21 protein-coding genes and 1 pseudogene are annotated in these 23219 nt (G+C 63.6%); 12 read left to right on the plus strand and 10 right to left on the minus strand.

All coding sequences use genetic code 11. From position 1 onward, the window contains the following. The first annotated feature begins 2 nt into the window (after positions 1–2). The gene (locus NCS00_RS23180) at positions 3–560 is read left to right on the plus strand and encodes an RBBP9/YdeN family alpha/beta hydrolase (protein WP_175981198.1); all 558 of its coding nucleotides are present in this window, start codon (positions 3–5) and stop codon (positions 558–560) included. On the opposite strand, the pseudogene NCS00_RS23185 reads toward NCS00_RS23180, so the two are convergent. Beyond that, positions 557–1788: pseudogene (locus tag NCS00_RS23185) on the minus strand (Zn-dependent hydrolase). The gene NCS00_RS23180 and the pseudogene NCS00_RS23185 sit on opposite strands and share 4 nt — an antisense overlap. Before the next feature lie 21 nt (positions 1789–1809). After that, a complete protein-coding gene (locus NCS00_RS23190; RefSeq protein ID WP_250436924.1) occupies positions 1810–2757 on the minus strand; it encodes a GlxA family transcriptional regulator in 948 nt (315 codons plus the stop codon). Positions 2758–2875: 118 nt separating this feature from the next. Here NCS00_RS23190 and NCS00_RS23195 point away from each other — a divergent pair, with 118 nt between their 5' ends. Further along, positions 2876–3688, plus strand: a complete 813-nt coding sequence (locus tag NCS00_RS23195; protein ID WP_008348538.1) for an SDR family NAD(P)-dependent oxidoreductase — start codon at positions 2876–2878, stop codon at positions 3686–3688. On the opposite strand, the gene NCS00_RS23200 is transcribed toward NCS00_RS23195, so the two are convergent. After that, entirely contained in the window at positions 3674–4885 is a 1212-nt protein-coding gene (locus tag NCS00_RS23200) for an MFS transporter (RefSeq protein ID WP_250441087.1), read from the minus strand. The two genes, NCS00_RS23195 and NCS00_RS23200, sit on opposite strands and share 15 nt — an antisense overlap. A gap of 164 nt (positions 4886–5049) precedes the next feature. Further along, the gene (gene garD / locus NCS00_RS23205) at positions 5050–6642 is read right to left on the minus strand and encodes a galactarate dehydratase (RefSeq protein WP_250436816.1); all 1593 of its coding nucleotides are present in this window, start codon (positions 6640–6642) and stop codon (positions 5050–5052) included. Between the two features lie 204 nt (positions 6643–6846). On the opposite strand from garD, the gene kdgD reads away from it, so the two are divergent. Both kdgD and NCS00_RS23215 read left to right on the plus strand, forming a co-directional pair. Further along, the gene (gene kdgD / locus NCS00_RS23210; protein ID WP_008348545.1) at positions 6847–7764 is read left to right on the plus strand and encodes a 5-dehydro-4-deoxyglucarate dehydratase; all 918 of its coding nucleotides are present in this window, start codon (positions 6847–6849) and stop codon (positions 7762–7764) included. Positions 7765–7883: 119 nt separating this feature from the next. Continuing rightward, positions 7884–9236: an MFS transporter gene (locus tag NCS00_RS23215; protein ID WP_008348547.1), complete on the plus strand. Its 1353-nt coding sequence runs from the start codon at positions 7884–7886 to the stop codon at positions 9234–9236. Positions 9237–9296: 60 nt separating this feature from the next. Here NCS00_RS23215 and NCS00_RS23220 read toward each other — a convergent pair whose 3' ends face one another. Beyond that, complete coding sequence (locus NCS00_RS23220) at positions 9297–9629, minus strand: DUF2322 family protein (RefSeq protein WP_008348548.1); 333 nt, start codon at positions 9627–9629, stop codon at positions 9297–9299. 82 nt (positions 9630–9711) lie between these two features. Further along, on the minus strand, positions 9712–10158 hold the full coding sequence (locus NCS00_RS23225) for an SRPBCC family protein (RefSeq protein WP_008348550.1): 447 nt from the start codon (positions 10156–10158) through the stop codon (positions 9712–9714). Positions 10159–10322: 164 nt separating this feature from the next. Here NCS00_RS23225 and NCS00_RS23230 point away from each other — a divergent pair, with 164 nt between their 5' ends. The 6 genes from NCS00_RS23230 to NCS00_RS23255 all read left to right on the plus strand — a co-directional run bounded on the left by NCS00_RS23230 (position 10323) and on the right by NCS00_RS23255 (position 16417). Beyond that, complete coding sequence (locus tag NCS00_RS23230) at positions 10323–11807, plus strand: MmgE/PrpD family protein (protein WP_175981210.1); 1485 nt, start codon at positions 10323–10325, stop codon at positions 11805–11807. 214 nt (positions 11808–12021) lie between these two features. Continuing rightward, the gene (locus tag NCS00_RS23235; RefSeq protein ID WP_175981212.1) at positions 12022–12897 is read left to right on the plus strand and encodes a glycine betaine ABC transporter substrate-binding protein; all 876 of its coding nucleotides are present in this window, start codon (positions 12022–12024) and stop codon (positions 12895–12897) included. Positions 12898–13050: 153 nt separating this feature from the next. Then, the gene (locus tag NCS00_RS23240; protein ID WP_250441088.1) at positions 13051–14412 is read left to right on the plus strand and encodes an MFS transporter; all 1362 of its coding nucleotides are present in this window, start codon (positions 13051–13053) and stop codon (positions 14410–14412) included. 13 nt (positions 14413–14425) lie between these two features. After that, positions 14426–15397 (plus strand): dipeptidase, encoded by a 972-nt coding sequence (locus NCS00_RS23245; RefSeq protein WP_008348557.1) that lies wholly within the window; start codon positions 14426–14428, stop codon positions 15395–15397. Between the two features lie 75 nt (positions 15398–15472). After that, a complete protein-coding gene (locus NCS00_RS23250; protein WP_008348559.1) occupies positions 15473–16033 on the plus strand; it encodes a PAS and helix-turn-helix domain-containing protein in 561 nt (186 codons plus the stop codon). 201 nt (positions 16034–16234) lie between these two features. After that, positions 16235–16417 (plus strand): hypothetical protein, encoded by a 183-nt coding sequence (locus NCS00_RS23255; RefSeq protein WP_008348560.1) that lies wholly within the window; start codon positions 16235–16237, stop codon positions 16415–16417. 77 nt (positions 16418–16494) lie between these two features. On the opposite strand, the gene NCS00_RS23260 is transcribed toward NCS00_RS23255, so the two are convergent. Further along, positions 16495–18474, minus strand: a complete 1980-nt coding sequence (locus tag NCS00_RS23260) for a PhoX family protein (RefSeq protein WP_250441089.1) — start codon at positions 18472–18474, stop codon at positions 16495–16497. Positions 18475–18637: 163 nt separating this feature from the next. Between NCS00_RS23260 and NCS00_RS23265 the strand changes: the two genes are divergently transcribed. After that, positions 18638–18997: a hypothetical protein gene (locus NCS00_RS23265; protein ID WP_250441090.1), complete on the plus strand. Its 360-nt coding sequence runs from the start codon at positions 18638–18640 to the stop codon at positions 18995–18997. A gap of 109 nt (positions 18998–19106) precedes the next feature. On the opposite strand, the gene NCS00_RS23270 is transcribed toward NCS00_RS23265, so the two are convergent. Together NCS00_RS23270 and NCS00_RS23275 are read right to left on the minus strand one after the other, a co-directional pair. Next, complete coding sequence (locus NCS00_RS23270; RefSeq protein WP_250441091.1) at positions 19107–19439, minus strand: double zinc ribbon domain-containing protein; 333 nt, start codon at positions 19437–19439, stop codon at positions 19107–19109. 27 nt (positions 19440–19466) lie between these two features. Then, positions 19467–21530 (minus strand): heavy metal translocating P-type ATPase, encoded by a 2064-nt coding sequence (locus NCS00_RS23275; RefSeq protein ID WP_250441092.1) that lies wholly within the window; start codon positions 21528–21530, stop codon positions 19467–19469. A 202-nt stretch (positions 21531–21732) separates the two neighbouring features. On the opposite strand from NCS00_RS23275, the gene cadR reads away from it, so the two are divergent. Then, positions 21733–22164 (plus strand): Cd(II)/Pb(II)-responsive transcriptional regulator, encoded by a 432-nt coding sequence (gene cadR, locus NCS00_RS23280; RefSeq protein WP_008348568.1) that lies wholly within the window; start codon positions 21733–21735, stop codon positions 22162–22164. A 20-nt stretch (positions 22165–22184) separates the two neighbouring features. On the opposite strand, the gene NCS00_RS23285 is transcribed toward cadR, so the two are convergent. Continuing rightward, complete coding sequence (locus NCS00_RS23285; RefSeq protein ID WP_034472629.1) at positions 22185–23213, minus strand: alpha/beta fold hydrolase; 1029 nt, start codon at positions 23211–23213, stop codon at positions 22185–22187. Positions 23214–23219: the final 6 nt, after the last annotated feature.

Consider the following 23219-nt stretch of genomic DNA (forward strand, 5'->3'; position numbering starts at 1 on the left):
GCATGAACGCACCGACGATACTCATGGTCCCCGGCCTGCGCGATCACGTCGAGGACCACTGGCAGACGCATTACGCCAACGCGCATGACAACGTGCGTACCGTGCCGCCGCTGCAACGCGACAAGCTCGATCGGAGCGCGCGGGTCGCCGCGCTCGACGCGGCGCTCGCGCAGATCGACGGACCGGTCGTGCTCGTCGCGCACAGCGCCGGCGTGATGATTTCCGTGCACTGGGCGCAGCGGCATCGTCGCGAGATTCAGGGCGCGCTCTTCGTCACGCCGCCCGATTTCGATTCGCCGCTGCCGGAAGGCTATCCGTCAGTCGATGAACTCGAGCTGCACGGATGGCTGCCCACGCCGCGCGAACGCCTGCCGTTTCCGTGCGTCGTCGCGGCGAGCCATGACGATCCGCTCGCGCGCTTCGAACGCGTCGCCGGCATGGCGCACGACTGGGGCGCGCGGCTCGCCGATCTCGGCCGCGTCGGGCACATGAATCCGGCGTCGGGATTCGGCCTCTGGCGCGACGCCGGGCGATACATCGCGGAGATCACCGAGCGTTAAGCCGACAAGCTCGCGAGGATATTCGCCGCTGCCCGCGCCGCCACTTCGCAGCCGAGCACGATGTGCGACTCCGCCGTGTCCTCGATGAAATCGTGACTCACTCCGCCGATGCTCGGCACGAACAGCATGCACGCCGGCACATGATGCGCGATCACCTGCGCATCGTGCGACGCGCCGCTCGGCATGCGTTCCCACTGACCCGGCGCGAGCGCTTCGGCGGCCTCCGCGATATGCGCCTGCAAGGCGGCGTCCATCACGACGGGCGCTTCGGGCGGCTCGCTGTCCGTCATCGCGACACCGATTTTCCCTTCGGCATTGAAGTCGCGGATCAGCGCGGCGAGCGCGGCTTCCATCGCGCGCAAACGCTCCGCGCTGGCGTCGCGGAATTGCAGATACATGTCCGCCGCGCCCGGCACCACGCTGAACGAACCCGGATCGAGCTCGATGCGCCCGACGGTCCAGACGGTATCGGCATCGGCGATTGCGCGAAACGCTTCGTCCATGCGCGCGATGAACGCAACGAGCGCCGCGCCCGCATCGCGCCGGATCGACATCGGCGTCGTGCCCGCGTGATTGCGCTGCCCGGTGAAGCGCAGCTTCAGCTCGCGTATGCCGACGATCGTCGTCACCACGCCGATCGACTTGCCGTGCGCCTCCAGCCGTCCGCCCTGCTCGATGTGCGGTTCCAGATACGCCTTGTGCCGCGCCCTGTCGATACGCACGCGCGCCGCGCCGATGAGTCCGGCTTGCGCGAGCGCATCGCCGAGCAGGACGCCCTCGCGATTGCGCGCGTGGCGCAGGGCTTCATCGACGGCATCGCCGACGAAACTGCGGCTGCCGAGAAAGCCCGAGAACGTGCCTTCCTCGTCGATCCACGATGCGACGTCCACCGCGAAATGACGCGTCGTTTCGCATTCGGCGAGCGCCCGCGCGATTTCGAGGCCGTAAATGACGCCGAGCGCGCCGTCGAGCCAGCCGCCGGTCGGTTGCGTGTCGGTGTGCGAGCCGATCAAAAGCGCCGGGCCCGCGTTGCGCGAGCGGCCGAACACGGTGCCGACGCCGTCGATCGTCGCGGCGAGTCCCGCTTCGTTCATGCGGCCCGCGAGCCAGCGGCGCGCGTCCATATCGACCGATGACAGCGAGAGGCGCACGACGCCCGGACCGGTTGCGCCGAACGTGCGCAGATGACGGAGGTCGTCGAGCAGGCGGCGGGATTGATCTTCAGCACTGTTTGTCCTCGATGTAGTCGTTACGTTTGAGTGCGCGCCTCGCGCCGCACTTCCTGCGGCGGCACGCCGAAGCCGCGCATGAATGCTTCGCGCATGTGACGGCGGTCCCTGAAGCCCGTTTCCTGCGCGATCGTTTCGAGCGAATGCCGGCTTTTCTCGATCATCAGACGCGCCGCTTCGAGCCGCAATCCTTCGATGGCTTTCGCCGGCGACTGCCCCGTCTCCAGCGTGAAGACGCGGCTGAACTGACGCGGGCTCAGATGCGCCTCGCCCGCGAGCTCCTCGACCGTCAGCGGCCGGTTCAGATTCTTGCGCGCATAGTTCAGCGCATTCTGGATGCGATCGGACTTCGGCGCGAGATCGAGCATTTCCGAATGCTGCGACTGCCCGCCCGCGCGACGCTGATGCATGACGAGCTTGTGCGCGACCGAACGGGCGATATCGGCGCCGAGATCCTTCTCGACCATCGCGAGCGCGAGATCGAGCCCCGCGGTCATGCCCGCCGACGTCCAGACCGGGCCATCGACAATGAAGATGCGGTCTTCTTCCACTTGCACATCGGGATAAAGCCGCTGCATGTCGCGCGCGTAGGCCCAATGCGTGGTCGCGCGGCGATTCGCGAGCAGGCCCGCTCCGGCCAGCACGAATGCGCCCGTGCAGATGCCCGCGATACGCCGCGTGCGCTTCGCCGCGCGGCGCAGGAACGCGAACACGTCGGCGGGCGGCGCGATCGTGAGCGGCGTGGTGACGCCGACCGCGATCCAGGTGTCCATCTGCGTGCGCGCGGTGATCGCTCGCGTGTCGATCTTCATGCCGAGCGACGAGCGCACTTCGCCGCCCGCCGTCGAATAATTTTCGATGCCGTAGAACGCCTCGCCCGATACGTCGTTCGCCATTTCGAAAACCGTCTGCGAGGCGAGCGCCATGATCTGGAAGCCGTCGCTCAATAAATAGCCGATGCGGTGCATGTCGTTTTCCTGCCGCGCGATGTCACGAATCACTACCCTATACGTCATTTGCGTCACGGTCAAATCCGGCCAGAATTCACTCACGCAATCAACCACTTGTTTTCTGACGGAGTGAAACATGACGCAGACACACCTCGGCACCGCGCTCGTCACGGGCGCGTCTTCCGGAATCGGCGCGGTCTATGCGGAGCGCCTCGCGCGGCGCGGCTACGACCTCATTCTCGTCGCGCGCAATCGCGACAAGCTCGCGGCGCTCGCCGAACGCATCACGAACGAGACGCGCCGCAGCGTCGAGATTCTCGATGCCGATCTGAACGACCGCAGCGCGCTCGCCACTGTCGAAGCGAAGCTGAAGAATGACGCGAGCATCACGCTGCTCGTGAACAACGCGGGCATCGGCACGCATACGCCTTTGCTCGACAGCGACGTCGACGCGATGACGCGCATGATCGATCTCAACGTGACCGCGCTCACGCGCCTCGCTTACGCGGCGGTGCCCGGCTTCGTCGCGCGCGGCCGTGGCGCGATCATCAACATTGCGTCGATCGTCAGCATTGCGCCGGAGATCCTCAACGGCGTGTATGGCGGCACCAAGGCGTTCGTGCTCGCGTTCAGCCAGTCGCTGCATCGAGAACTGGCGGGCAAGGGCGTGCGCGTGCAGGCCGTGCTGCCCGGCGCGACGGCCACCGACTTTTGGGAAACGGGCGGCCTGCCGATCGAGAATCTCGACAAGGCGATCGTGATGTCGGCGGGCGATATGGTCGATGCGGCGCTCGTCGGCTTCGACCGCGATGAGCTCGTGACGATTCCGTCGCTGCACGACGGCGCGAAGTGGGACGCGTACGAAGCGGCGCGGCAGGCGATGGCGCCGGAGTTGTCGGCGAACAAGCCGGCTGCACGGTATGTATCGGGCGCTTCAAGCCTTTCGTGACGCGGAATCCGCTCGCCGTGGCGCGAAGCACATGACGAGCGGTATCAGCGCGAGCGCGGCGCCGGTGTAGAAGGTCGCCGGCGCGCCATGGCGATCCCAGATCCATCCGGCGATCGCGCTCGCCAGCACCATGCAGACGCCGCTCGCGAGATTGAACACGCCGAATGCGGTGCCGCGCAGGGAAGGCGGCGCGGATTCGGCGACCATCGCCGCGAGAATGCCTTGCGTGAAGCCCATGTGCAGTCCCCACAAGGCGACGCCCGCGAACAGCGTGAGCATCGACGATCCCGCGCCGAGCAGCACATCGGCCGCGATCAGCAGCGCCAGGCCGCAGGCGAGCAACGCGCGCCGGTCCCATCGATCGGACAGCACGCCCGCCGGATACGCGCTCGCCGAATACGCGAGGCTCATCACGACCATCACGGCGGGAATCCACGCGATATCGAGTCCTGTCTGCTGCGCGCGCAGTACCAAGAACGCCTCGCTGAAGCGCGCGAGCGTGAAGGTCGCGCCGATCGCGACGACATACCAGTAGCGCCCCGAAAACTCGCGCATCGACCGCCAGTGCAGCGGCGAGCGGAAGCTCTCGCCTCGTGCGGACGCGCTTTCCGGCTCACGCACGCCGAACAGAATGATGATGACGGCGATGAACGCCGGCACCGTCGCGAACCAGAGCACCGTGCGGATGTGATCGGAGAACGCGAGCATCAGCACGATGGCGAGCAACGGCCCGGCGAACGCGCCGATCGTGTCCATCGACTGCCGCAGGCCGAAAGCGGCGCCATGGATTTCCGGCGGCGCGACATCCGCGACCAGCGCATCGCGCGGCGCGCCGCGAATGCCCTTGCCGAAGCGATCGACGAGACGCGCGGCCACGACCAGCGCGGGCGTTTCGGCGAGGGGAAATAGCGGCTTTGTCAATGCCGCGAGGCCGTAGCCGAAGAGCAGCAGGCCCTTGCGGCGTCCGAGCCAGTCGCTCAGCGCGCCCGAAAAGACTTTCACGATCATCGCGGTTGCTTCGGCTGCGCCTTCCAGCGCGCCGAGTGCGGTGACGCTCATGCCCATGGTCGTCACGAGGTAGATCGGTAGAAGCGCATGCACCAGCTCGGAGGACAGGTCCATGAACAGGCTGACGAGGCCGAGCGCCCAGACGGTGCGGGGGATCGGCGGGCGCGGTGTGGCGAAAGGAGATGGCATGGGCTCGATTCGTGTCATCGATTCGATGTCATCGTGCCAAAGAATGGCCCAGCGTGGCGGTCCGATCGCGCATTCCGCTCGCTCATCCGCCTCACACCGCGCCCGCAAAAAAAATCGCCCCGCTCAAAGCGGGGCGATTTCGTTTCCGGCGAGCGCGCATCGAATCACGTCACCGGCGCCGGATTGAACAACACAAGCGCGTTGTGCAGCTTCAACGCCTCGGCCTTCGTCTGCTTCTTCCCGCTCGCGACATCGAGCATCAGCCGGAACAGTTCCCAGCCCACATCGGCGATGGTCGCCTCGCCCGTCGCGATGGTTCCCGCGTTCACGTCCATCAGATCGTGCCAGCGGCGCGCGAGATCGGAGCGCGTCGCGACCTTCAGCACCGGCACTTCGGCGAGGCTGTACGGCGTGCCGCGCCCCGTCGTGAAGACATGAAGGTTGATGCCCGCCGCGAGCTGCAGCGTGCCGCAGATGAAATCGCTCGCAGGCGTCGCTGCGTAAATCAGACCCTTCTGCTTCACCTTCTCGCCCGGCGACAGCACGCCCGAAATCGTCGATGACCCCGACTTGACGATGGAACCCATCGCCTTCTCGACGATGTTCGACAGCCCGCCCTTCTTGTTGCCCGGCGTCGTGTTCGCGCTGCGGTCCGCGCCGCCGCGCTTCAGATAATCGTCGTACCACTGCATCTCGCGGATGATCGCCTGCGCCACCTCACGGTTCGCCGCGCGCGCCGTCAGTTGCGCGACGCCGTCACGCACTTCCGTGACCTCCGAGAACATGACGGTCGCGCCCGCGCGCACCAGCAGATCGGTCGCGAAACCGACCGCCGGATTCGCCGTCAGCCCGGAAAACGCATCGCTGCCGCCGCACTGCACGCCGACGACGAGATCCGCCGCCGAACACGTCTCGCGACGGCGATTGTTGAGGCGCTTCAGATGCGTCTCGGCCATCCGCATGATCGACTCGATCATCGAGCCGAAGCCGACGTGCGCCTCGTCCTGCAACACGACCGTGCCGCCGTTGTCGTCGTGCGTGTTGTCGCCGATATCGGCCACGTCTTCCGTTTCCGCCGATGCCGCCGCGATCGGAATCGTGCCCGGCGGCATCAGGCGTTCCGGCTGGAGCTTCTCGCAGCCGAGCGACACCATCATCACTTCGCCGCCGAAGTTCGGATTCAGCGCGATGTTGCGCACCGTGCGGATCGGCACCATCGCGTCGGGCGCGTCGATGGCCACGCCGCAGCCGTATGTGTGACCGAGGCTCACGACGTCATCGACATTCGGATACCGCGGCAGCAGTTCCGCCTTGATGCGCGTCACCGCGTGCTGCACGACGTCCGCGACGCATTGCACCGTCGTCGTGATCGCGAGGATGTTGCGCGTGCCGACCGAGCCGTCGGCGTTCCGATAACCCTCGAACGTGAAGCCTTCCAGCGGCGATTCGTCCGGCGCCTTGATCGTCGCAATCGGCAGGTCGTGCAGCTCGGGCGGCGTCGGCATGCGCGTGACGTGCTCGTTGATCCAGCTTCCCTTCGGGAGCGCCTTCGTCGCATAGCCGATCACGACGTTGTAGCGGATGACCGCATCGCCTTCCGCGAGATCCTTCAGCGCGACCTTGTGGCCCTGCGGCACGCGTTCGCGCAGCACGAGGCCATCGGCGAACGTGGCGCCTTCGCCGAGACCGCCGTCGTTCACGACGATCGCGACGTTGTCGTCCGGGTGGACGCGAATATAGAGAGGGGACTGATTCATTATGACGAATCCTTGAGCAAACATACCGCGCGGCTGCGGCTTGAGTTATGTCATCCTACAACATAGACAATCACAATTGGTTAGTATTTACCCGTATCCATTGATTTTGCACGCGTAAATAGATTGTCTGACGTCAGTCTATGTTGTACGATGACTTACGAGATCGGCAATCGGCCGGTCGCCGAACATCGAGACTTCATCACCATGACGACACCGCAAGAACTGAAGCAAATCGTTTCCGAAGGCCTGCTCTCCTTCCCCGTGACGGATTTCGACCAACAAGGCAACTTCCGCGCGAACACGTACGCGGAGCGCCTCGAATGGCTGGCTCCTTACGGTGCTTCAGCGCTGTTCGTCGCGGGCGGCACGGGCGAGTTCTTCTCGCTGACGCAACCCGAATATTCGCAGATCGTGAAGACGGCCACCGAAGTGTGCCGCGGCAAGGTGCCGATCCTCGCCGGCGCGGGCGGCCCGACGCGCACGGCCATCGCCTTTGCGCAGGAAGCGGAGAAGCAAGGCGCGCAAGGCGTTCTGCTGATGCCGCACTATCTGACCGAAGCGTCGCAGGAAGGCATCCGCGCGCACGCCGAGGAAGTCTGCCGCGCCGTGCCGAACATGGGCGTCATCATTTACAACCGCGCGAATTCGAAGCTCAACGCCGACATGCTGGAGCAACTCGCGGATAGCTGCCCGAACCTGATCGGCTTCAAGGACGGCGTCGGCGAAATCGAGAACATGGTGACGATCCGCCGTCGCCTCGGCGACCGCTTCTCGTACTTGGGCGGCCTGCCGACGGCCGAAGTCTACGCAGCCGCGTACAAGGCGCTCGGCGTGCCGGTGTACTCGTCGGCGGTGTTCAACTTCATCCCGAAGACCGCGATGGAGTTCTATCGCGCAATCGCCGCCGACGACCACGCGACCACGGGCCGCCTGATCGACGAATTCTTCCTGCCGTACCTGAAGATCCGCAATCGCCGTGCGGGCTATGCGGTGTCGATCGTCAAGGCGGGCGCGAAACTCGTCGGCCACGATGCGGGCCCGGTGCGCGCGCCGCTGACCGATCTGACCGAAGACGAGCTCGAGCAACTCGACGTGCTCATCAAGAAGCTCGGCGCGCAGTAAAGGCACAGGCAGGAGACGGGCGAAGCGAGGACGCACGACGCCGTGTGACGCTTCGCCGATGAGGGCCGCGCGAGCGGCCCTCCGTGCATCTCGCACGTACGGAAAGAAAGGGGAAGTCCATGTCGATGAGCCGCACCGCGAATCCCGCGGACGTCATGAAGCGCACCAAGGTGCGCTATCTCATTCTGTTGCTGATCTTCGTGATCACGACGTTCAACTATGCGGACCGCGCGACCTTGTCGGTGACGGGCTCCGCGATGCGCGCCGAATTCGGTTTCGACGCGATCCGCATGGGCTACATCTTCTCGGCCTTCAGCTGGGCGTATGTGCTCTCGCAAGTGCCCGCGGGCTGGCTGCTGGATCGCTTCGGCGCGCGGCGCGTGTATGCGGCGAGCATTTTCCTGTGGTCGCTGTTCACGTTGCTGCAAAGTTCGATAGGCCTCCTCGGCAGCGCGGCGACCGCCGTGACCGCCCTCTTCGTGCTGCGCTTTGCGATGGGCGCGGCGGAAGCGCCCGCGTTTCCGGCCAATGCGAAGGTCGTCGCGAGCTGGTTCCCGACGAAAGAACGCGGCACGGCATCGGCGATCTTCAACTCGGCGCAGTACTTCGCGGCCGTCGTTTTTACGCCGTTGATGGCGTGGCTCACGCATGCTTTCGGCTGGCATCACGTCTATATCGTGATGGGCGTTGCGGGTCTCGCGCTCGCGCTGACGTGGCTCGCCGTGATGAAGAATCCGGCGGATCATCCGCGCGTGAACCGGCAGGAGCTGGAGTACATCGAGGAAGGCGGCGGTCTCGTGCGCGGTCATCAGCGCGCGGGCGGCGTGGCGCGTGGCACGTCCCACAGCGTGGGCTGGCCCGTCGTCAAGCAGTTGCTGACCAACCGGATGCTGCTCGGCGTGTATCTCGCGCAGTACTGCATCAACGTGTTGACGTACTTCTTCCTGACGTGGTTCCCGATCTATCTCGTGCAGGCGCGTCACATGACGATTCTGCAGGCAGGCTTCGTCGCGTCACTGCCGGCAATCTGCGGCTTCACGGGCGGCGTGCTGGGTGGCGTGATCTCCGATGGCCTCATCCGTCGCGGCAAGTCGCTCACTTTCGCGCGCAAGGTGCCGATCGTCGGCGGCATGCTGCTGTCGTCGTGCATCATCGGCTGCAATTACGTCGACACGGACTGGATCGTCGTCGCGCTGATGTCGCTGGCGTTCTTCGGCAAGGGCATCGGTGCTTTGGGATGGGCCGTGGTCGCGGATACGTCGCCGAAGGAAGCCATCGGGCTTTCGGGATCGATCTTCAACATGTTCGGCAATGTCGCGGGCATCGTGACGCCGATCGTCATCGGCTATCTCGTCGCGCAGTCGGGCTCGTTCAATGGCGCGCTGGCGTTCGTCGGGATCAATGCGCTGATCACGGTGTTCAGCTATCTCGTGATCGTGAAGGACATCAAGCGGGTGGAGTTGAGGGTCTGATCCGCTGCAAGCGATGAATCGGAAAAGCCCGTTCTGCTCATGGCAGAACGGGCTTTTGCTTTACTGCGCCCGAACCACGTCGACCCGCAACGCCTCGCCGCCATCGACGATCGCAATCAGCCGATCCACATTCGGATGCGCGCCCGGGCGATTGCGCGCATCGGCGGTATGTTCGGCGAACACGGCGAGACCATGCTCGGCGGCTTGCGCGTCCAGCGCGCCGAACGCCTGCTTCAGATAGTGATAGACCGCGAGCGAGCCCTGCTTGCCCGGCTTGTTCTCGATGCTCGCGACCACGTCACCTTTGCCATCGACCAGATCGATGCGCTCGATGCCGTCGATGGCGGGCAATTGGGCGAGGTTATCCTTGAATACGTTGCTCGGCTGGATCACGAAAAGCACTCCACGTTATGAATTGAGGTTGCGGGGCGCCGTATCTTATCCGATCAACGAAAGGGCTCGATCGCGCGCATCGTCACTCGGGGATCACAGGCTCGACGAGCCGCGCGAGTTGCTCCAGCGACTCTTGCCAGCCGAGATAGCACATCTCCACCGGAATGACTTCGGGCACGCCCTCCTGAACGATGCTCAACTCGGTCCCGCACACGACCTGCTTCAACGAAACGGTGACCTGCATTTCGCCGGGCAGGTTCGGATCGTCGAAGCGGTCCGTGTAGCGAATCTTCTCGAACGGCACCAGCTCGACGTACTCGCCACCGAACGAGTGACTATTGCCCGTGCCGAAATTGCGGAACGACATCTTGTGCGTGCCGCCCTGGCGCGCATCCATGTGATGGACCTGACATGTGAAGCCGTAAGGCGGAAGCCACTTCGCGATCGCATCGGGTTCGAGGAACGCGCGATAAAGACGCTCGGGCGTCGTACGCAAGACACGGTGAAGGCGGATGGTTCCGGTGGCCATGGTGTGCTCTCCTTTCGCGGAAAAATTGGACACATCTCTACGACGATGCATCGAAGCGTGAATCGACATGCAAGGGAATCGGGAAAACCCTTGGTTCGCCTCGTTGCCGCGGAATGATACTTGCGCGCGGGTTCCCACTTGTGCCATTTCAAGGAAACGACTCCATGCCCAACATCGATCGCCGTAGCTTTCTCATGACCAGCGCAGCAGGCGCTTTCGCATCGGCGGCAGGCACGACAGCGTTCGCGCAGACAAGCAATGCCGCGTCTGCATCCGCTTTCGCATCGGCCAGTGGGGCGAATGGGAAGCCGCCGCGCGTCACGCGCATTCTTGCGGACTTCATCGTAAGAACGGGCTATGGCGATCTGCCCGCGCCGGTGCGCAAGGAAGGCGTCAGGACGTTGATGAACTGGGTCGGCGTCGCGGTCGGCGGATCGCACGACGAGACCGTGAATCGCGCAGTCGCCGCGCTCACGCCGTTCTCCGGTCCGCCGCAAGCGAACCTGCTCGGCCGGACCGAGCGCTTCGACATCATGAACGCGGCGTTCATCAACGGCGTGAGCAGTCATATCTTCGACTACGACGACACGCATCTGAAGACGATCATTCACCCGGCGGGACCGGTCGTGTCGGCGATATTGGCGTACTCGCAATATCGCGCCGTCACGGGCAAGGACTTTCTGAACGCGCTCGTGCTGGGCGTCGAAACCGAGTTGCGAATTGGCAATGCGGTGTATCCGAATCATTACGATGTCGGCTGGCACATCACCGGTACGTGCGGCGTGTTCGGCTCGGCGGCGGCGACGGGCAAGCTGATGGGACTGAGCGTCGAGCAGATGGTCTGGGCGCTCGGTCTCGCCGCCTCGCAGCCGGTCGGCTTGCGCGAGTCGTTCGGCTCGATGAACAAGAGCTTCAATCCCGGCCGCGCCGCCGCGAACGGCATCTTCGCGGCACTGCTCGCGGGCCAGAACTACACGAGCTCGGACGGCATGATCGAAGCCAAACGCGGCTGGGCCAACACGATCAGCACGAAGCAGGATTATCGCGAGATCACGGAGGGCCTCGGTTCGCATTGGGAATCGACGTTGAATACGTATAAGCCTTTCGCGTGCGGCATCGTCATTCATCCGTCGATCGATGCAGCGATCCAGTTGCGCAATCAGGAACACTTGAGCGCGGATCGGATCGCGCGCATCGATCTTCGCGTGCATCCACTCGTGCTCGAACTGACGGGCAAGAAGACGCCGCAGATCGGGCTCGAAGGCAAGTTCAGCATCTATCACGCGGTGGCGATCGCGATCATCGACGGCGCGGCGGGCGAGAAACAGTTCAGCGACGCCAAGGTACGCGACCCGAAGACAATCGAGCTGCGCGACAAGGTGAACGCGATCGTCGATCCGTCCATCAAGCCGGAACAGGTCGACATGACGATCACGCTGAAGGATGGCCGCAAGCTGCACAAGTACATCGAACACGCGATCGGCAGCACGCAAGTGCCGATGACCGACAAGCAGCTCGAAACCAAGTTCTCCGATCTGGCGGACGGCATCCTCACGCCGGAGCAAACGCGCGCGCTGATCGATAAATGCTGGCACGTCGAGCAACTGGACAGCGCGAGCGAAATCGCGACTTCGGCGCTGCCGCGATGATCGTTCATGCGAAGAGCGCCAGCTCGATGTATCGACCTTCCATCCGACGATATAAGCAAAGAACATTGACGTCGCGTTAATGCGCCCGAATACTGCGGGCTGCAGGGCGTCGCCTGCAACTGCTTAATCATCCGTCGCAAATGAATGCGTTATAGATCAGGAGAATCGATCGCGTCGCGTCTTCCATAAAACCTGTCGATGCAAGGAAACGTCAATGAAGAATGCCTTGTCCGTGAGCTTCGCCATGAAAGCTGCCGTTGCAGTCTCCACTGTCACGTTCGCGATGTGCGCGAGCGCCGTCGAGCCGATCAAGATCACGCTAGCCAATTGGGCCGATACGCAAGCGGTCGTCTATACCGCGAAGTACGTTCTCGAAACGAAGCTGCAACAACCCGTTACCCTGACCACGGCGGACCTCGGCATTCAGTTTCAGGGCATCGCGCGCGGCGATGTGGACCTGATGCTCGGCGCGTGGCTTCCGGTCACGCACGCGGCCTACTACGCGCGCTTCAAGAACGACATGGAAGATCTCGGCGTCATCTATTCCGGCGCGAAGATCGGCTGGGCGGTGCCGGATTACGTGCCCGAGAGCGAAGTGGCGTCCATCGGCGATCTGAACAAGCCCGAAGTCAAGAGCAAGTTGAACAGCACGATTCAGGGCATCGAACCGGGCGCGGGCGAGATGGTCGCTTCGGAAAAGGCGCTGAAGGAATACGACCTCGCCGGATATAACCTCATTCGCGCAAGCGAGGCCGGCATGTTGACCGCCGTTGCGCGCGCGTATCAATCGAAGAGCTGGATCGTCGCGACGGTCTGGAGTCCGCACTGGCTCTGGCAGAAGTACAAGATGCGTTATCTGAAAGATCCCAAGGGCGTGCTCGGCGGCGACGAGCAGATTCACGGCTTCTCTTCCAAGCAGTTCGCGACGAAATTTCCGCGCGCGAATGTCTTCATCCGGCACTTCAAGCTGACGCTGGCGGATGTCGAATCGATCGAGCTCGACGGCAACGCATCGAACGACTGGAGCGCGGCGGCGAAGAAGTTCGTCGACAGCCATCCCGAGAAGGTCCAGGCGTGGCTCCAGCAATAGGCGCGAAGCCGCGCCCGGCCTTGCACGCCGGGCGCGGCGGCGTCGTCGGAGCGCCGATTACCTAGGTAATTGGCACGTATGGACCTAAGTAATTTGGGCACTTACGCTCCTTCAATCCGGATCGAATCCGACACGCGAAAGGGGTGAAGCGCCATGCCACATCAAGCAACTCACGAGGTCGATACCAAAACGCTGAGACGTGTCATCGCGGCGGCGTCGATCGGAAACTTTGTCGAATGGTTTGATTTCGCGGCGTACGGCTTTCTCGCGACCATCCTGACGCGCGAGTTCTTTCCCAGTGGCGATCCCACGGTCGGTCTCCTGAAGACGTTCGCGGTCTTCGCGGTCGCCTTCGCATTCCGTCCGCTCGGCGGCCTCTTCTTCGGCGTGGTCGGCGACCGCATCGGCCGCAAGCGCACGCTCGCTTTCACCATCCTGTTGATGGCCGGCGCCACGACGCTGATCGGGCTGCTGCCGACTTATGCGAGCATCGGCTATTGGGCGCCGCTGCTTCTCACGATCATCCGCTGCGTGCAGGGCTTTTCCGCAGGCGGGGAATACGCGGGCGCGTGCGCCTATGTGATGGAGCACGCGCCGCGCCGACGCCGCGCGTTCTTCGGCAGCTTCGTTCCGGTCTCGACGTTCTCTTCGTTCGCATGCGCGGCCGTTGTCGCCTATGCGCTCGAATCGTCGCTTTCGCCCGCGGCGATGGTCGACTGGGGCTGGCGCGTGCCGTTCCTGATCGCGGCGCCGGTCGGTCTCATCGGCGTGTATCTGCGCGTGAATCTGCACGAGACGCCGGCATTCCAGGCGCTCGAAGGCAAGCATGAAGTCGCGCATGCGCCGCTGATGGAAACCCTGCATTCGCAGTCCGGAAACATTCTGAAGCTCGGCGCATTCGTTTCGGTGACGGCGCTTTCGTTCTACATGTTCACGACGTATTTCGCGACCTACATGCAGGTCGCCGGACATCTGACGCGCGGAACATCGCTTCTCGTGACCGTGCTCGCGCTCTTCTTCGCCGCGGCGCTGTGCCCGCTCGCCGGTCTGTTCTCCGACCTCGTGGGCCGCCGCGCGACGATCGCGACGACGTGCATCTTCATCATCGTCTCGGTCTATCCCGCCTTCGCGCTCGGCGGATCGGGAAATCTGTCGCCTTCGCTGCTCGGCGTGGCGCTGCTCGCGGTGGGCGCGGTGCTTTCGGGCGTGGTCACTGCTCCGCTTCTTTCGGAAGTGTTCGCGACGAAGACGCGATACACCGCATCCGCGATCACGTACAACCTCGCGTACACGATCTTCGGCGGCACCGCGCCGCTCGTCGCGACGTGGCTGATCGCGGAAACGGGAACGAATCTGTCGCCGGCGTATTACCTGATCGCCGTATCCATCTTCGCGATGATCGGCGGCCTCTCGCTGCGCGAAACGTCGAAGACCGCGCTCGAAGAAGCAGGTTCGTCGAACAGGAGCGCAAGCAGTGGCCCGGCCGTCGAGCGCGGCATCAAGAGAACCATCTGAACGGATACACGCGATGAATAGCCTTCACGATTCGAGCATCATCATCGACGGACTGAACATCTCGAAGTTCGAGCGCTCCGTATTCGAAGACATGCGAAAGGGCGGCGTCACCGCCGTGAACTGCACCGTGTCGGTGTGGGAAGACTTCCAGAAGACCATCGATAACATCGCGGAAATGAAGCAGCAGATCCGCGAATACAGCGAGATTCTCACACTCGTACGCACGACCGACGACATCCTGCGCGCGAAGAAAGAGAACAAGACCGGCATCATCTTGGGCTTTCAGAACGCGTATGCGTTCGAGGACAACCTCGGCTATATCGAGGTGTTCAAGGAGCTGGGCGTGAATGTGGTCCAGCTTTGCTATAACACGCAGAATCTCGTCGGCACGGGTTCTTATGAACCGGATGGCGGCTTGTCGGGATATGGCCGTGAAGTGATTCAGGAGATGAATCGCGTCGGCATCATGGTCGATCTTTCGCATGTGGGCGCGAAGACTTCTTCCGATGCGATCGCCTGCTCGAAGAAACCCGTCACCTACTCGCACTGCTGCCCTTATACGTTGAAAGAGCATCCGCGCAACAAGACGGATGAGCAATTGAAGGAGATTGCCGAAGCGAACGGTTTCGTCGGCGTGACCATGTTCATGCCCTTCCTGAGACGAGGCGCCGATGCGACCGTCGACGATTATCTCGAAGCTATCGAATACGTCATCGATCTTATCGGTGAAGACAAGGTCGGTATCGGAACGGACTTCACGCAAGGCTATAGCACCGAGTTCTTCGACTGGATCACGCACGACAAGGGCCGTTATCGCCGTCTGACGAACTTCGGCAAGGTCGTGAATCCGGAAGGCATTCGCACGATCGGCGAGTTTCCGAACATCACCGCCGCGATGCAAAAGGCCGGCTGGAGCGAATCTCGCATCAGGAAAGTGATGGGCGAAAACTGGCTGCGCGTATTCGGTGAAGTCTGGAACGGTTGAAGCGAAAGTCCGTGCGAAAAGTGCCGAACCTCGGTGTTACAGTAACTTTTCGCCAGACGCGACAATCTTCCCGACATGACCGATTCGCCCAAGCTCGACTACGAGGACTTGTTCAGGCATTTGCCCGTGGCCGTCATCGTCGCGAGAGAGCGGATCATGGTCGACTGCAATGCACGCGCGCTGGAACTCTTCAGGGCAAAACGCAGCGATATCATCGAGCAGTCGTTCTCGAAGCTCTATCCCGAGCAGAAGGATTTCACCACCACCGGTCATCGTCTGGCGCCGCTGCTTGCAAAGCATGCCGTATTCAGCGATGACCGCATCATGCGGCGCGTCGACGGAAGCTATTTCTGGGTGACGGTCGGCGGCTTCGGCTATAACCCGAAGCGGCCTTTCGAGCTTGCGGTCTGGACGTTCACGGATCTGTCGCAAGGCACGAAGCAATCAGACAACGCAAGCCTGCTGACCGAGCGCGAGCGCGACGTCGCCGCGCTGCTCGTGCATGGCATGACGAGCAAGGAGATCGGCAAGGAGTTGAACATCAGCCCGCGCACGGTCGACATCCATCGTGCAAGCCTGCTGCGCAAATACGGCGCGCGAGCCACACAAGACCTGATCGCGCGGCTCCTGGCCTGAATCGGCGCGAACTGCCGCAATATTCAGACGAAAGCGCTCGCATAAAGAAACATTCTCCGATGCCGATAACCTGAAGCAGAAGGAGCCGGACGCCAGATCGTTCGCGCCTTTTCGACATTCATAACGCGTGTTCCGCAGCCATACGGCGCGGGCCGACGACATCCGGAAGAGAAAGAAGCAATGGTCTTCAGCTACAGGGACATGATGGTCACGCCGGCGGCGGTCCGGCACGGCGACGCGTTTGCCGCGACGGCGCGAATCCAGGATTTGAACGGGATGGAGCGTTCGGTGCGCTTGGCCGGCGAGTTTCCGAACGTGGAAGAAGCGATCCGCTATGCGATTGCGGCCGGCTTCGAATATATCGATTACGAGCAAAGCTGCTGAACTCCGCGAGGCGCGCCGCGTCCGCGACGCACCTCGAAGCTACGCATCGAGGGAAGCGTTGCGCTTCCCCTGGCTCGTCAACTCAGCTTGACCGAGGTTGCATCGGCGGTCAGATAGCCCACCGCCGCGCCGTAGCGATCCTTGTAGTTCGCGCGGATCAGCGGATCGAGCGTCGCCTGCACCTTCGAATGCAGCGGCGTTTCCCAGTCGCCCGCATGCTGGAAGTTGCTCATGATGTAGGTCCAGCCGTTGATCTCGTCGACCGCGTGCAGGCCCGTCGATTCAGCGCCCGACGGCGCCGACAGAATGCGCGACAGCGACTTCGTATCGACGTTGTATGCCCACAGGAAGTTGTTGACGTGCCGGCCGCTGTCTTCCCCGATGAACAACGTGCGCAGCTTCTCGGAGAACTTGAGGTTATCCGGATTCGCGATGCGCTCCGGGTTGCCGATGTTGCCGAGCGCATCGGCGGAAATGTCTTCGCCGACGAGCGCGGCGGGCGCGGCCATGTCGACCGGAACCCATTCGCTGTTGATCGCCGCGCCGGTCAGATCCTTCTGTCCGCCCTTCAGATTGAACGCGTACACCGCGCCGGAGTTGATGGTCTTGTCGACGGCGAATTCGGCCGCGTGCGCGTCGCCCTTGACCATCGACTTGACGATCTGCGACATCGCCGAGTACACGATCTTGTCCTTCGCGTTGACCGTCGTGCCTTCGAGCTTCGTGAAGCACATGCTCGCGCCGCGCAATGCCGCGTAGCGATGCGTCTCCAGAAACGCGGCCGCCTTCTCCATGCCCGGCTTGATGCGAATCCAGTTGAACGCGCCGTTGTAGTTGATGCGCGTATAGCTCGCATCGAGCGTCGCGCCGACGGTCGCATCGCTGACGACATCCATGATGTCGGCGAGCGTCAGCGTGTTGGCGAGGTTCTCGATTTCATCGCTCGTCGCGTGGCCGAGGTTCATCCACGTCAGATTGGCCGAGCCCGCGCCCGCCGATGACGTCATCGCGCATTTCGCGACGTAAAGCGTGCCCGCGGAAAGATCCGCTTCCTTGTCCGCGACGAACATGAAGACGCCGCCGTTGGTCGCGTCGTCGCCCATCATGACGGTGCGCTTGTCGGGCATCACTTGAATCAGCTCGTGCGAGATGCGGCCGAGGCAATAGTGCTTCTTGATCGTGCCGGTGCCGTCCGGGTTGACGGTGACTTCGGGCACATGGCCGTAGTGATACGGACGGGCCTTCGTTTGATCGCCGTAAAGGTTCCGGCTATACGCGAGGAACTGCGCGTCCTTCGAGCCGAGCGCCGCATCCGGCTCGTACTCTTCGCTCGACAAATGCGTGTTCCACGGCGAGAGGCTCGCGCCGCACGTGATCCACAGACCGTTCGCCTTCGAGGTATCGACGTTCGCGTAGCTCACGAGCGTCAGCTTGCCGGTGGCCGGATCCTGATCGAGCGTCAGCACCGCGATCGGCGACGGCAGGCGGCCGTACATGCTCGCGGCATTCTGGTCGCGCGTCGTGTATTCGAACTGCACGACGGCGAACACGGCGTTGCCCTTCACGCCCTTGACGGTCGTCTTGTCGAGCTTGATGAGCGACGTGCCGTCCGGGCAGTCCGAGAAGAACTGGCGCTCCTTGCCCGCCACCGACTTGTCGATGATCGGCTGATTGTCGATATCGAAATAGCCGCCCGCGACGATGGTGCCGCCGGCCGTGTTCGGCACGACATCGCCCGTCACGAAGAACGGCTGATACGCGAGCTTGTACGCGCGATTGCTGCCGTCGCTGAAGTTCACGGTCATGGTCGAGCCGACGGTGGTCTTCGCCATCGCCGCGGGATCGGCGAGCGTCGGCGCGGCCATGCTGCTGAACGTCGCCGTGGTGAACGCAGCCGTCGACGCGGGCGCGGACGCGTTCGTCGCCGCGTTGCTGTCGCTGCCGCCGCATGCGGTGGCGAGCAGCGAAGCGGCGGTCGCGCCGCCGAGCGGCAGCATCGGTGCGCCGGCGAGAATCTTGAGAGCTTTGCGGCGGGAGAGGTCGAGTGGCAGCGCCATGTGTGGTTCGAGTCCTTGATCGTGGGTTTGTACCGGCGATGAATGTCCCTGCTTCGGGCCGTTGCAGCCCGATGTGCCGGTTGACGCGCTACTTTAGGAAAGAAATGTGAAATTTGTTTGACAGGACGCTGTAATCTATTGATTCCTCGACCGGAACGTAGAAATGTCCGCTGAGGCTTTGCCATCGGGCCGCTGGACCGACGGTTCCGATTCCGGCGGCGGCAATTTCAACGCCAACCAGGGCGCGCATTACGTCGTCGGCAATCGGCTGACGCTCGCCAAAGGCACGGGCACCCTCGCCTGCACCAATCTGATGGCCACGTCGCCCGATCGGATCCGACAGCAACGCAAGCGTCACGAAGGACCCGTCTTCGCGGGCGGACAGGTCATGGGCGGCGGCATGAACGTCATGTCGCGACTGATGGGCAACGATGCGACGCATCCTCTCATCGCGATCGTGTCCGCCGCGAAGCTGCCCAACACGGGAGACGTCACCGGCGCCGTCGTGCTGGCGTGCAACTGATCGCCGCGCGACCGTTCTGATCGCATCGCGAAGAAAGGCCACTCATCAGTGGCCTTTTTTTTGGCTTCCAGTCTTGCGAAGGCGGCGCGTTCCCCACACGCTCCGACAATCAAACCACGCGCTTCCCGCAACTGACGCAGTACCGCGCGCCCGCCTGGATCGACGTGCCGCACGTCGGGCATCGGCTGGGATCGAGCGGCGTGTCGCACTGCTTGCAGACGGCCGTGTCCGGCGGATTCGACTTGCGGCATTGCGGGCAGATCACATCGGGCGGCAGCGGCGGAATCGAGCCGGGATGACGGCCCCACGATTCATCGCCGTCGTATTCCTGATAGCCGTCCCGATGACGCCGGTCATGCTCTCTCCGATGGCTGCCGTGCCCGCCGTGCCCGCCATGTCCGCCGAAGTGACCGTTCTCGAACAGCTTCCGCAAGAAACTCATGATTTGCTCCTTTTGCTGGTGAGGTGCTCAGTTGAAGCGCTTGTGCAGAATGCGCAGCCCGTTGCCGACGACAAGCAGGCTTGCGCCGACATCCGCGAACACGGCCATCCACATCGAACCGAGTCCGGCCACGGCGAGCGCGAGAAACACGCCCTTCACGACGAGCGCGAACGCGATGTTCTGCACGAGAATCGCGTGCGTCGCCGACGAAAGACGGATGAACGCGGCGATCTTGCGCAGGTCGTCGTCCATCAGCGCGACGTCGGCGGTTTCGATGGCCGTATCGGTGCCCATCGCGCCCATCGCGAAACCGATGTCCGCGCGCGCCAGCGCAGGCGCGTCGTTGATGCCGTCGCCGGCCATGCCGACCGCGCTGCCGTCCGCGCCGAGACTTTCGATGGTGCGCAGCTTGTCCTCGGGCAACTGGCCCGCCTCGACGCGATCGATGCCGACCGCGCTCGCGATGGCGCGCGCCGTGTGCGGGTTATCGCCCGAGAGCATCGCCGTCTGCACGCCGAGCGCGTGAAGCCGGGCGATCGCGTCGCGGCTCGATTCCTTCACGGTGTCCGCCACGGCGAAAAGCCCGAGGACGTTGTCCGCATCGGCGAGCATCACGACGGTCCTGCCTTCACGCTCCAGCGCTTCAGCCCGGCGCTTCGCATGGCTCGCGCCGCGTCCGATGTCTTCCATCATTCGCTGATTGCCGAGCCAGTAAACACGGCCTTCGACGACACCGCGAACGCCGCGCCCCGGCACCGCTTCGAACGCCTCCACCGCGATGCGCGGCCCGCCGTCCTGGCTCGCGGCCTGCGCGATCGCGAGCGAAACCGGATGATCGGAACGGCCCGCGAGACTCGCCGCGATCGCGCGCACGCGGCCTTCGTCCATGCTCCGGTCGAGCAGCGCGAAATGCGTCTGCACCGGCTTGCCGTGCGTGATCGTGCCGGTCTTGTCGAACGCGAGCCAGCGCAGGCGCCGTCCGCGTTCGAGAAAGGTTCCGCCCTTCACGAGGATGCCGTGCCGCGCCGCCGCGGCGAGTCCGCTGACGATCGTCACCGGCGTCGAGATGACGAGCGCGCACGGACACGCGATGACGAGCAGCACGAGCGCGCGATAGATCCACGCGTACCACAACTCGTCGAACGCGAGCGGCGGCACGACCGCGACCGCTATCGCCACGAGAAGCACGAGCGGCGTATAGATGCGCGCGAAACGATCGACGAAACGTTGCGTCGGCGCCTTCGCACCTTGCGCGCTTTCGATCGCGCGGATGATGCGCGCAAGCGTCGTGTCCTTCGCCGCCGCCGATACGCGAAACTCGAACGAGCCGGTTTCGTTGACGGTGCCCGCGAACACATCGTCGCCCGGCGACTTTTCGACGGGCAGGCTTTCGCCGGTGATCGGCGCCTGGTTGACGGCGGAGCGCCCGGACGTGACGACGCCATCCAGCGCGATGCGCTCGCCCGGCCGCACGCGCACGACGGCGCCGCGCGTGACGGCGCTCGCTTCCATCGCGCGCCACAGGCCGTCGGCTTGCAGAACGGTCGCCGTGTCGGGCGCGAGCTTCATGAGTCCCGCGATCGCGTTGCGCGCCCTTTGCAGCGACTTCGCCTCGATGAGTTCGGCGATCGTGAAAAGCGCCATGACCATCGCGGCTTCCGGCCACTGTCCGATGACCATCGCGCCGGTCACGGCGATGCTCATCAGCGCGTTGATGTTGAGGTTGCCGTTGCTGATGGCGATGAAGCCCTTGCGATACGTCGAGAAGCCGCACGAAGCGATCGCGGCGAGCGCGAGCGCGACGACGAGCCAGGACGGTCCGCCGAACCCGCTCGCAGCCTCCGACGCCGCCGCCGCAACGCACGCGAAGGCGAGCATCCACACCGCGCGCTTGCCTGCGGGCGCGTCGTTGCGGGGTTCGGTGCGCGGCGTGAAGCCCAGTGCGCGCAACGCATCGAGAACGGATGCGAGCGCGTTGGCATCGTGTTCGACGGTCAGCACGCGACGCAGCAGATTGAACTCGACCGATCCGACTCCCGGCATGCCCGCGAGCTTCTTGCGGATCAGCGTCTCTTCGGTCGGACAATCCATCTCGTCGACGACGATCTCCGTCCGAACCGAAGCTTTCGTCTTTATTTCGTATTCCTTTAAATCATTTCGGACACGACGATCAGCCGGCTCAGGCCGGGGCTTGCCGATGCTCTCGGGACGTAACATACTGGCTCCTTTTCTTGACTTTTCCCGAATTGAACACCTTGGAGCCACTCCAGGGTCAAGAAAAAAGGATGCCGAAATGAAGATAGGGGAACTGGCGCGCATAGCGAATTGCACGCCCGATACGATCCGCTTCTACGAAAAGGAAGGGCTGATTCCGCCGCCTGCAAGGACGGACGCGAATTACCGGACTTACGACAAGACGCATGTCGAACGCCTGCGCCTTATCCGCAATTGCCGCGAGCTCGACATGACGCACGACGAAGTGCGCGCCCTGCTCTACGCATTGCAGGCGCGCTCGCCGGATTGCCGCGAAATCGATGCGCTCGTCGATGAGCATATCGGCCACGTAAGCGCGCGCATCGACGAATTGATGAGGCTGCGCGACCGGCTCACCGCATTGCGCGAGACATGCCGCGGCGAGCACGCCGTCGATTCGTGCGGGATCGTGCACGAACTGACATCGCAGAAGACGCCGGGACGCAGAACGAAGAAGTCACACGTCGGCTAGCGCTTCGTCCTGCATGCGCGTTACATGCGGCTTGCGTCGATGACCGCATCGGCGAATGCTTTCGGCGCTTCTTGCGGCAGATTGTGGCCGATGCCGCCCGCGACGTTCCGATGCTCATACTTGCCCGTGAACTTCTTGGCATACGCCGACGGATCGGGATGCGGCGCGCCGTTGGCATCGCCTTCCATCGTGATCGTGGGCACGCCGATCGTCGGCGCGCTCGCGAGACGCTGTTCGAGCGCGTCGTATTGCGCTTCGCCCTGCACGAGCCCGAGACGCCATCGATAGTTGTGAATCACCACGGCGACGTGATCGGGGTTATCGAACGATTTCGCGGAACGGTCATACGTCGCGTCGTCGAAGTTCCATTTCGGCGATGCGAGTTGCCAGATCAGCTTGTTGAAAGCATGACGGTTCGCCTCGTAGCCCGCCTGGCCGCGCTCGGTCGCGAAGTAGAACTGATACCACCATGCGAGCTCGGCTTTCGGCGGCAGCGGCGCGCGATTCGCCTGCTGGCTGCCGATCAGATAGCCGCTCACCGAGACCATCGCCTTCACGCGTTCCGGCCACAGCGCCGCGATGATGTTCGCGGTGCGCGCGCCCCAGTCGAACGCGCCGAGCGTGGCCTGCTGAATCTTGAGCGCATCCATCAACGCGATGATGTCCACCGCGACCACCGCCTGCTGTCCGTTGCGCGGCGTGTCGGCGGAAAGAAAGCGCGTGGAGCCGTACCCGCGCAGATACGGCACGATCACGCGATAACCCTGCGCCGCGAGCATCGGCGTGACTTCCGCGAATGCGTGGATGTCGTAGGGCCAGCCGTGCAGCAGGATCACCACGGGACCGTTCGCCGGACCCGCTTCCGCATAGCCGATGTTGAGCGCGCCCGCGTCGATCTGGCGAATGCCGGCGAAGCCCGCACTCGACGATGCGCGCGGCGCGGTCTGCGCGCGCACGAGGTCGCTGAAACCGAGCTGCATCGCGCCTACACTCGCGACCGCCGTGCCGAGCAAGCGTCGGCGCCGCGCGTTGATCTGATCGTCCGGCATCTTTTG

The sequence above is a fragment of the Caballeronia sp. AZ1_KS37 genome, assembly GCF_023631165.1.
GTDB lineage: Bacteria > Pseudomonadota > Gammaproteobacteria > Burkholderiales > Burkholderiaceae > Caballeronia > Caballeronia zhejiangensis.

Excerpts from the sequence above, each read along its gene's own strand:
- NCS00_RS23270 (WP_250441091.1), bottom strand. The coding sequence starts at position 19,439 with ATGAGTTTCTTGCGGAAGCTGTTCGAGAACGGTCACTTCGGCGGACAT.
- garD (WP_250436816.1), bottom strand. The coding sequence starts at position 6,642 with ATGAATCAGTCCCCTCTCTATATTCGCGTCCACCCGGACGACAACGTC.
- kdgD (WP_008348545.1), top strand. The coding sequence starts at position 6,847 with ATGACGACACCGCAAGAACTGAAGCAAATCGTTTCCGAAGGCCTGCTC.
- NCS00_RS23255 (WP_008348560.1), top strand. The coding sequence starts at position 16,235 with ATGATGGTCACGCCGGCGGCGGTCCGGCACGGCGACGCGTTTGCCGCG.
- NCS00_RS23285 (WP_034472629.1), bottom strand. The coding sequence starts at position 23,213 with ATGCCGGACGATCAGATCAACGCGCGGCGCCGACGCTTGCTCGGCACG.
- NCS00_RS23275 (WP_250441092.1), bottom strand. The coding sequence starts at position 21,530 with ATGGATTGTCCGACCGAAGAGACGCTGATCCGCAAGAAGCTCGCGGGC.
- NCS00_RS23195 (WP_008348538.1), top strand. The coding sequence starts at position 2,876 with ATGACGCAGACACACCTCGGCACCGCGCTCGTCACGGGCGCGTCTTCC.
- NCS00_RS23265 (WP_250441090.1), top strand. The coding sequence starts at position 18,638 with ATGTCCGCTGAGGCTTTGCCATCGGGCCGCTGGACCGACGGTTCCGAT.
- NCS00_RS23225 (WP_008348550.1), bottom strand. The coding sequence starts at position 10,158 with ATGGCCACCGGAACCATCCGCCTTCACCGTGTCTTGCGTACGACGCCC.
- NCS00_RS23180 (WP_175981198.1), top strand. The coding sequence starts at position 3 with ATGAACGCACCGACGATACTCATGGTCCCCGGCCTGCGCGATCACGTC.
- NCS00_RS23200 (WP_250441087.1), bottom strand. The coding sequence starts at position 4,885 with ATGCCATCTCCTTTCGCCACACCGCGCCCGCCGATCCCCCGCACCGTC.
- NCS00_RS23240 (WP_250441088.1), top strand. The coding sequence starts at position 13,051 with ATGCCACATCAAGCAACTCACGAGGTCGATACCAAAACGCTGAGACGT.
- cadR (WP_008348568.1), top strand. The coding sequence starts at position 21,733 with ATGAAGATAGGGGAACTGGCGCGCATAGCGAATTGCACGCCCGATACG.
- NCS00_RS23250 (WP_008348559.1), top strand. The coding sequence starts at position 15,473 with ATGACCGATTCGCCCAAGCTCGACTACGAGGACTTGTTCAGGCATTTG.
- NCS00_RS23235 (WP_175981212.1), top strand. The coding sequence starts at position 12,022 with ATGAAGAATGCCTTGTCCGTGAGCTTCGCCATGAAAGCTGCCGTTGCA.
- NCS00_RS23230 (WP_175981210.1), top strand. The coding sequence starts at position 10,323 with ATGCCCAACATCGATCGCCGTAGCTTTCTCATGACCAGCGCAGCAGGC.
- NCS00_RS23260 (WP_250441089.1), bottom strand. The coding sequence starts at position 18,474 with ATGGCGCTGCCACTCGACCTCTCCCGCCGCAAAGCTCTCAAGATTCTC.
- NCS00_RS23215 (WP_008348547.1), top strand. The coding sequence starts at position 7,884 with ATGTCGATGAGCCGCACCGCGAATCCCGCGGACGTCATGAAGCGCACC.
- NCS00_RS23245 (WP_008348557.1), top strand. The coding sequence starts at position 14,426 with ATGAATAGCCTTCACGATTCGAGCATCATCATCGACGGACTGAACATC.
- NCS00_RS23190 (WP_250436924.1), bottom strand. The coding sequence starts at position 2,757 with ATGCACCGCATCGGCTATTTATTGAGCGACGGCTTCCAGATCATGGCG.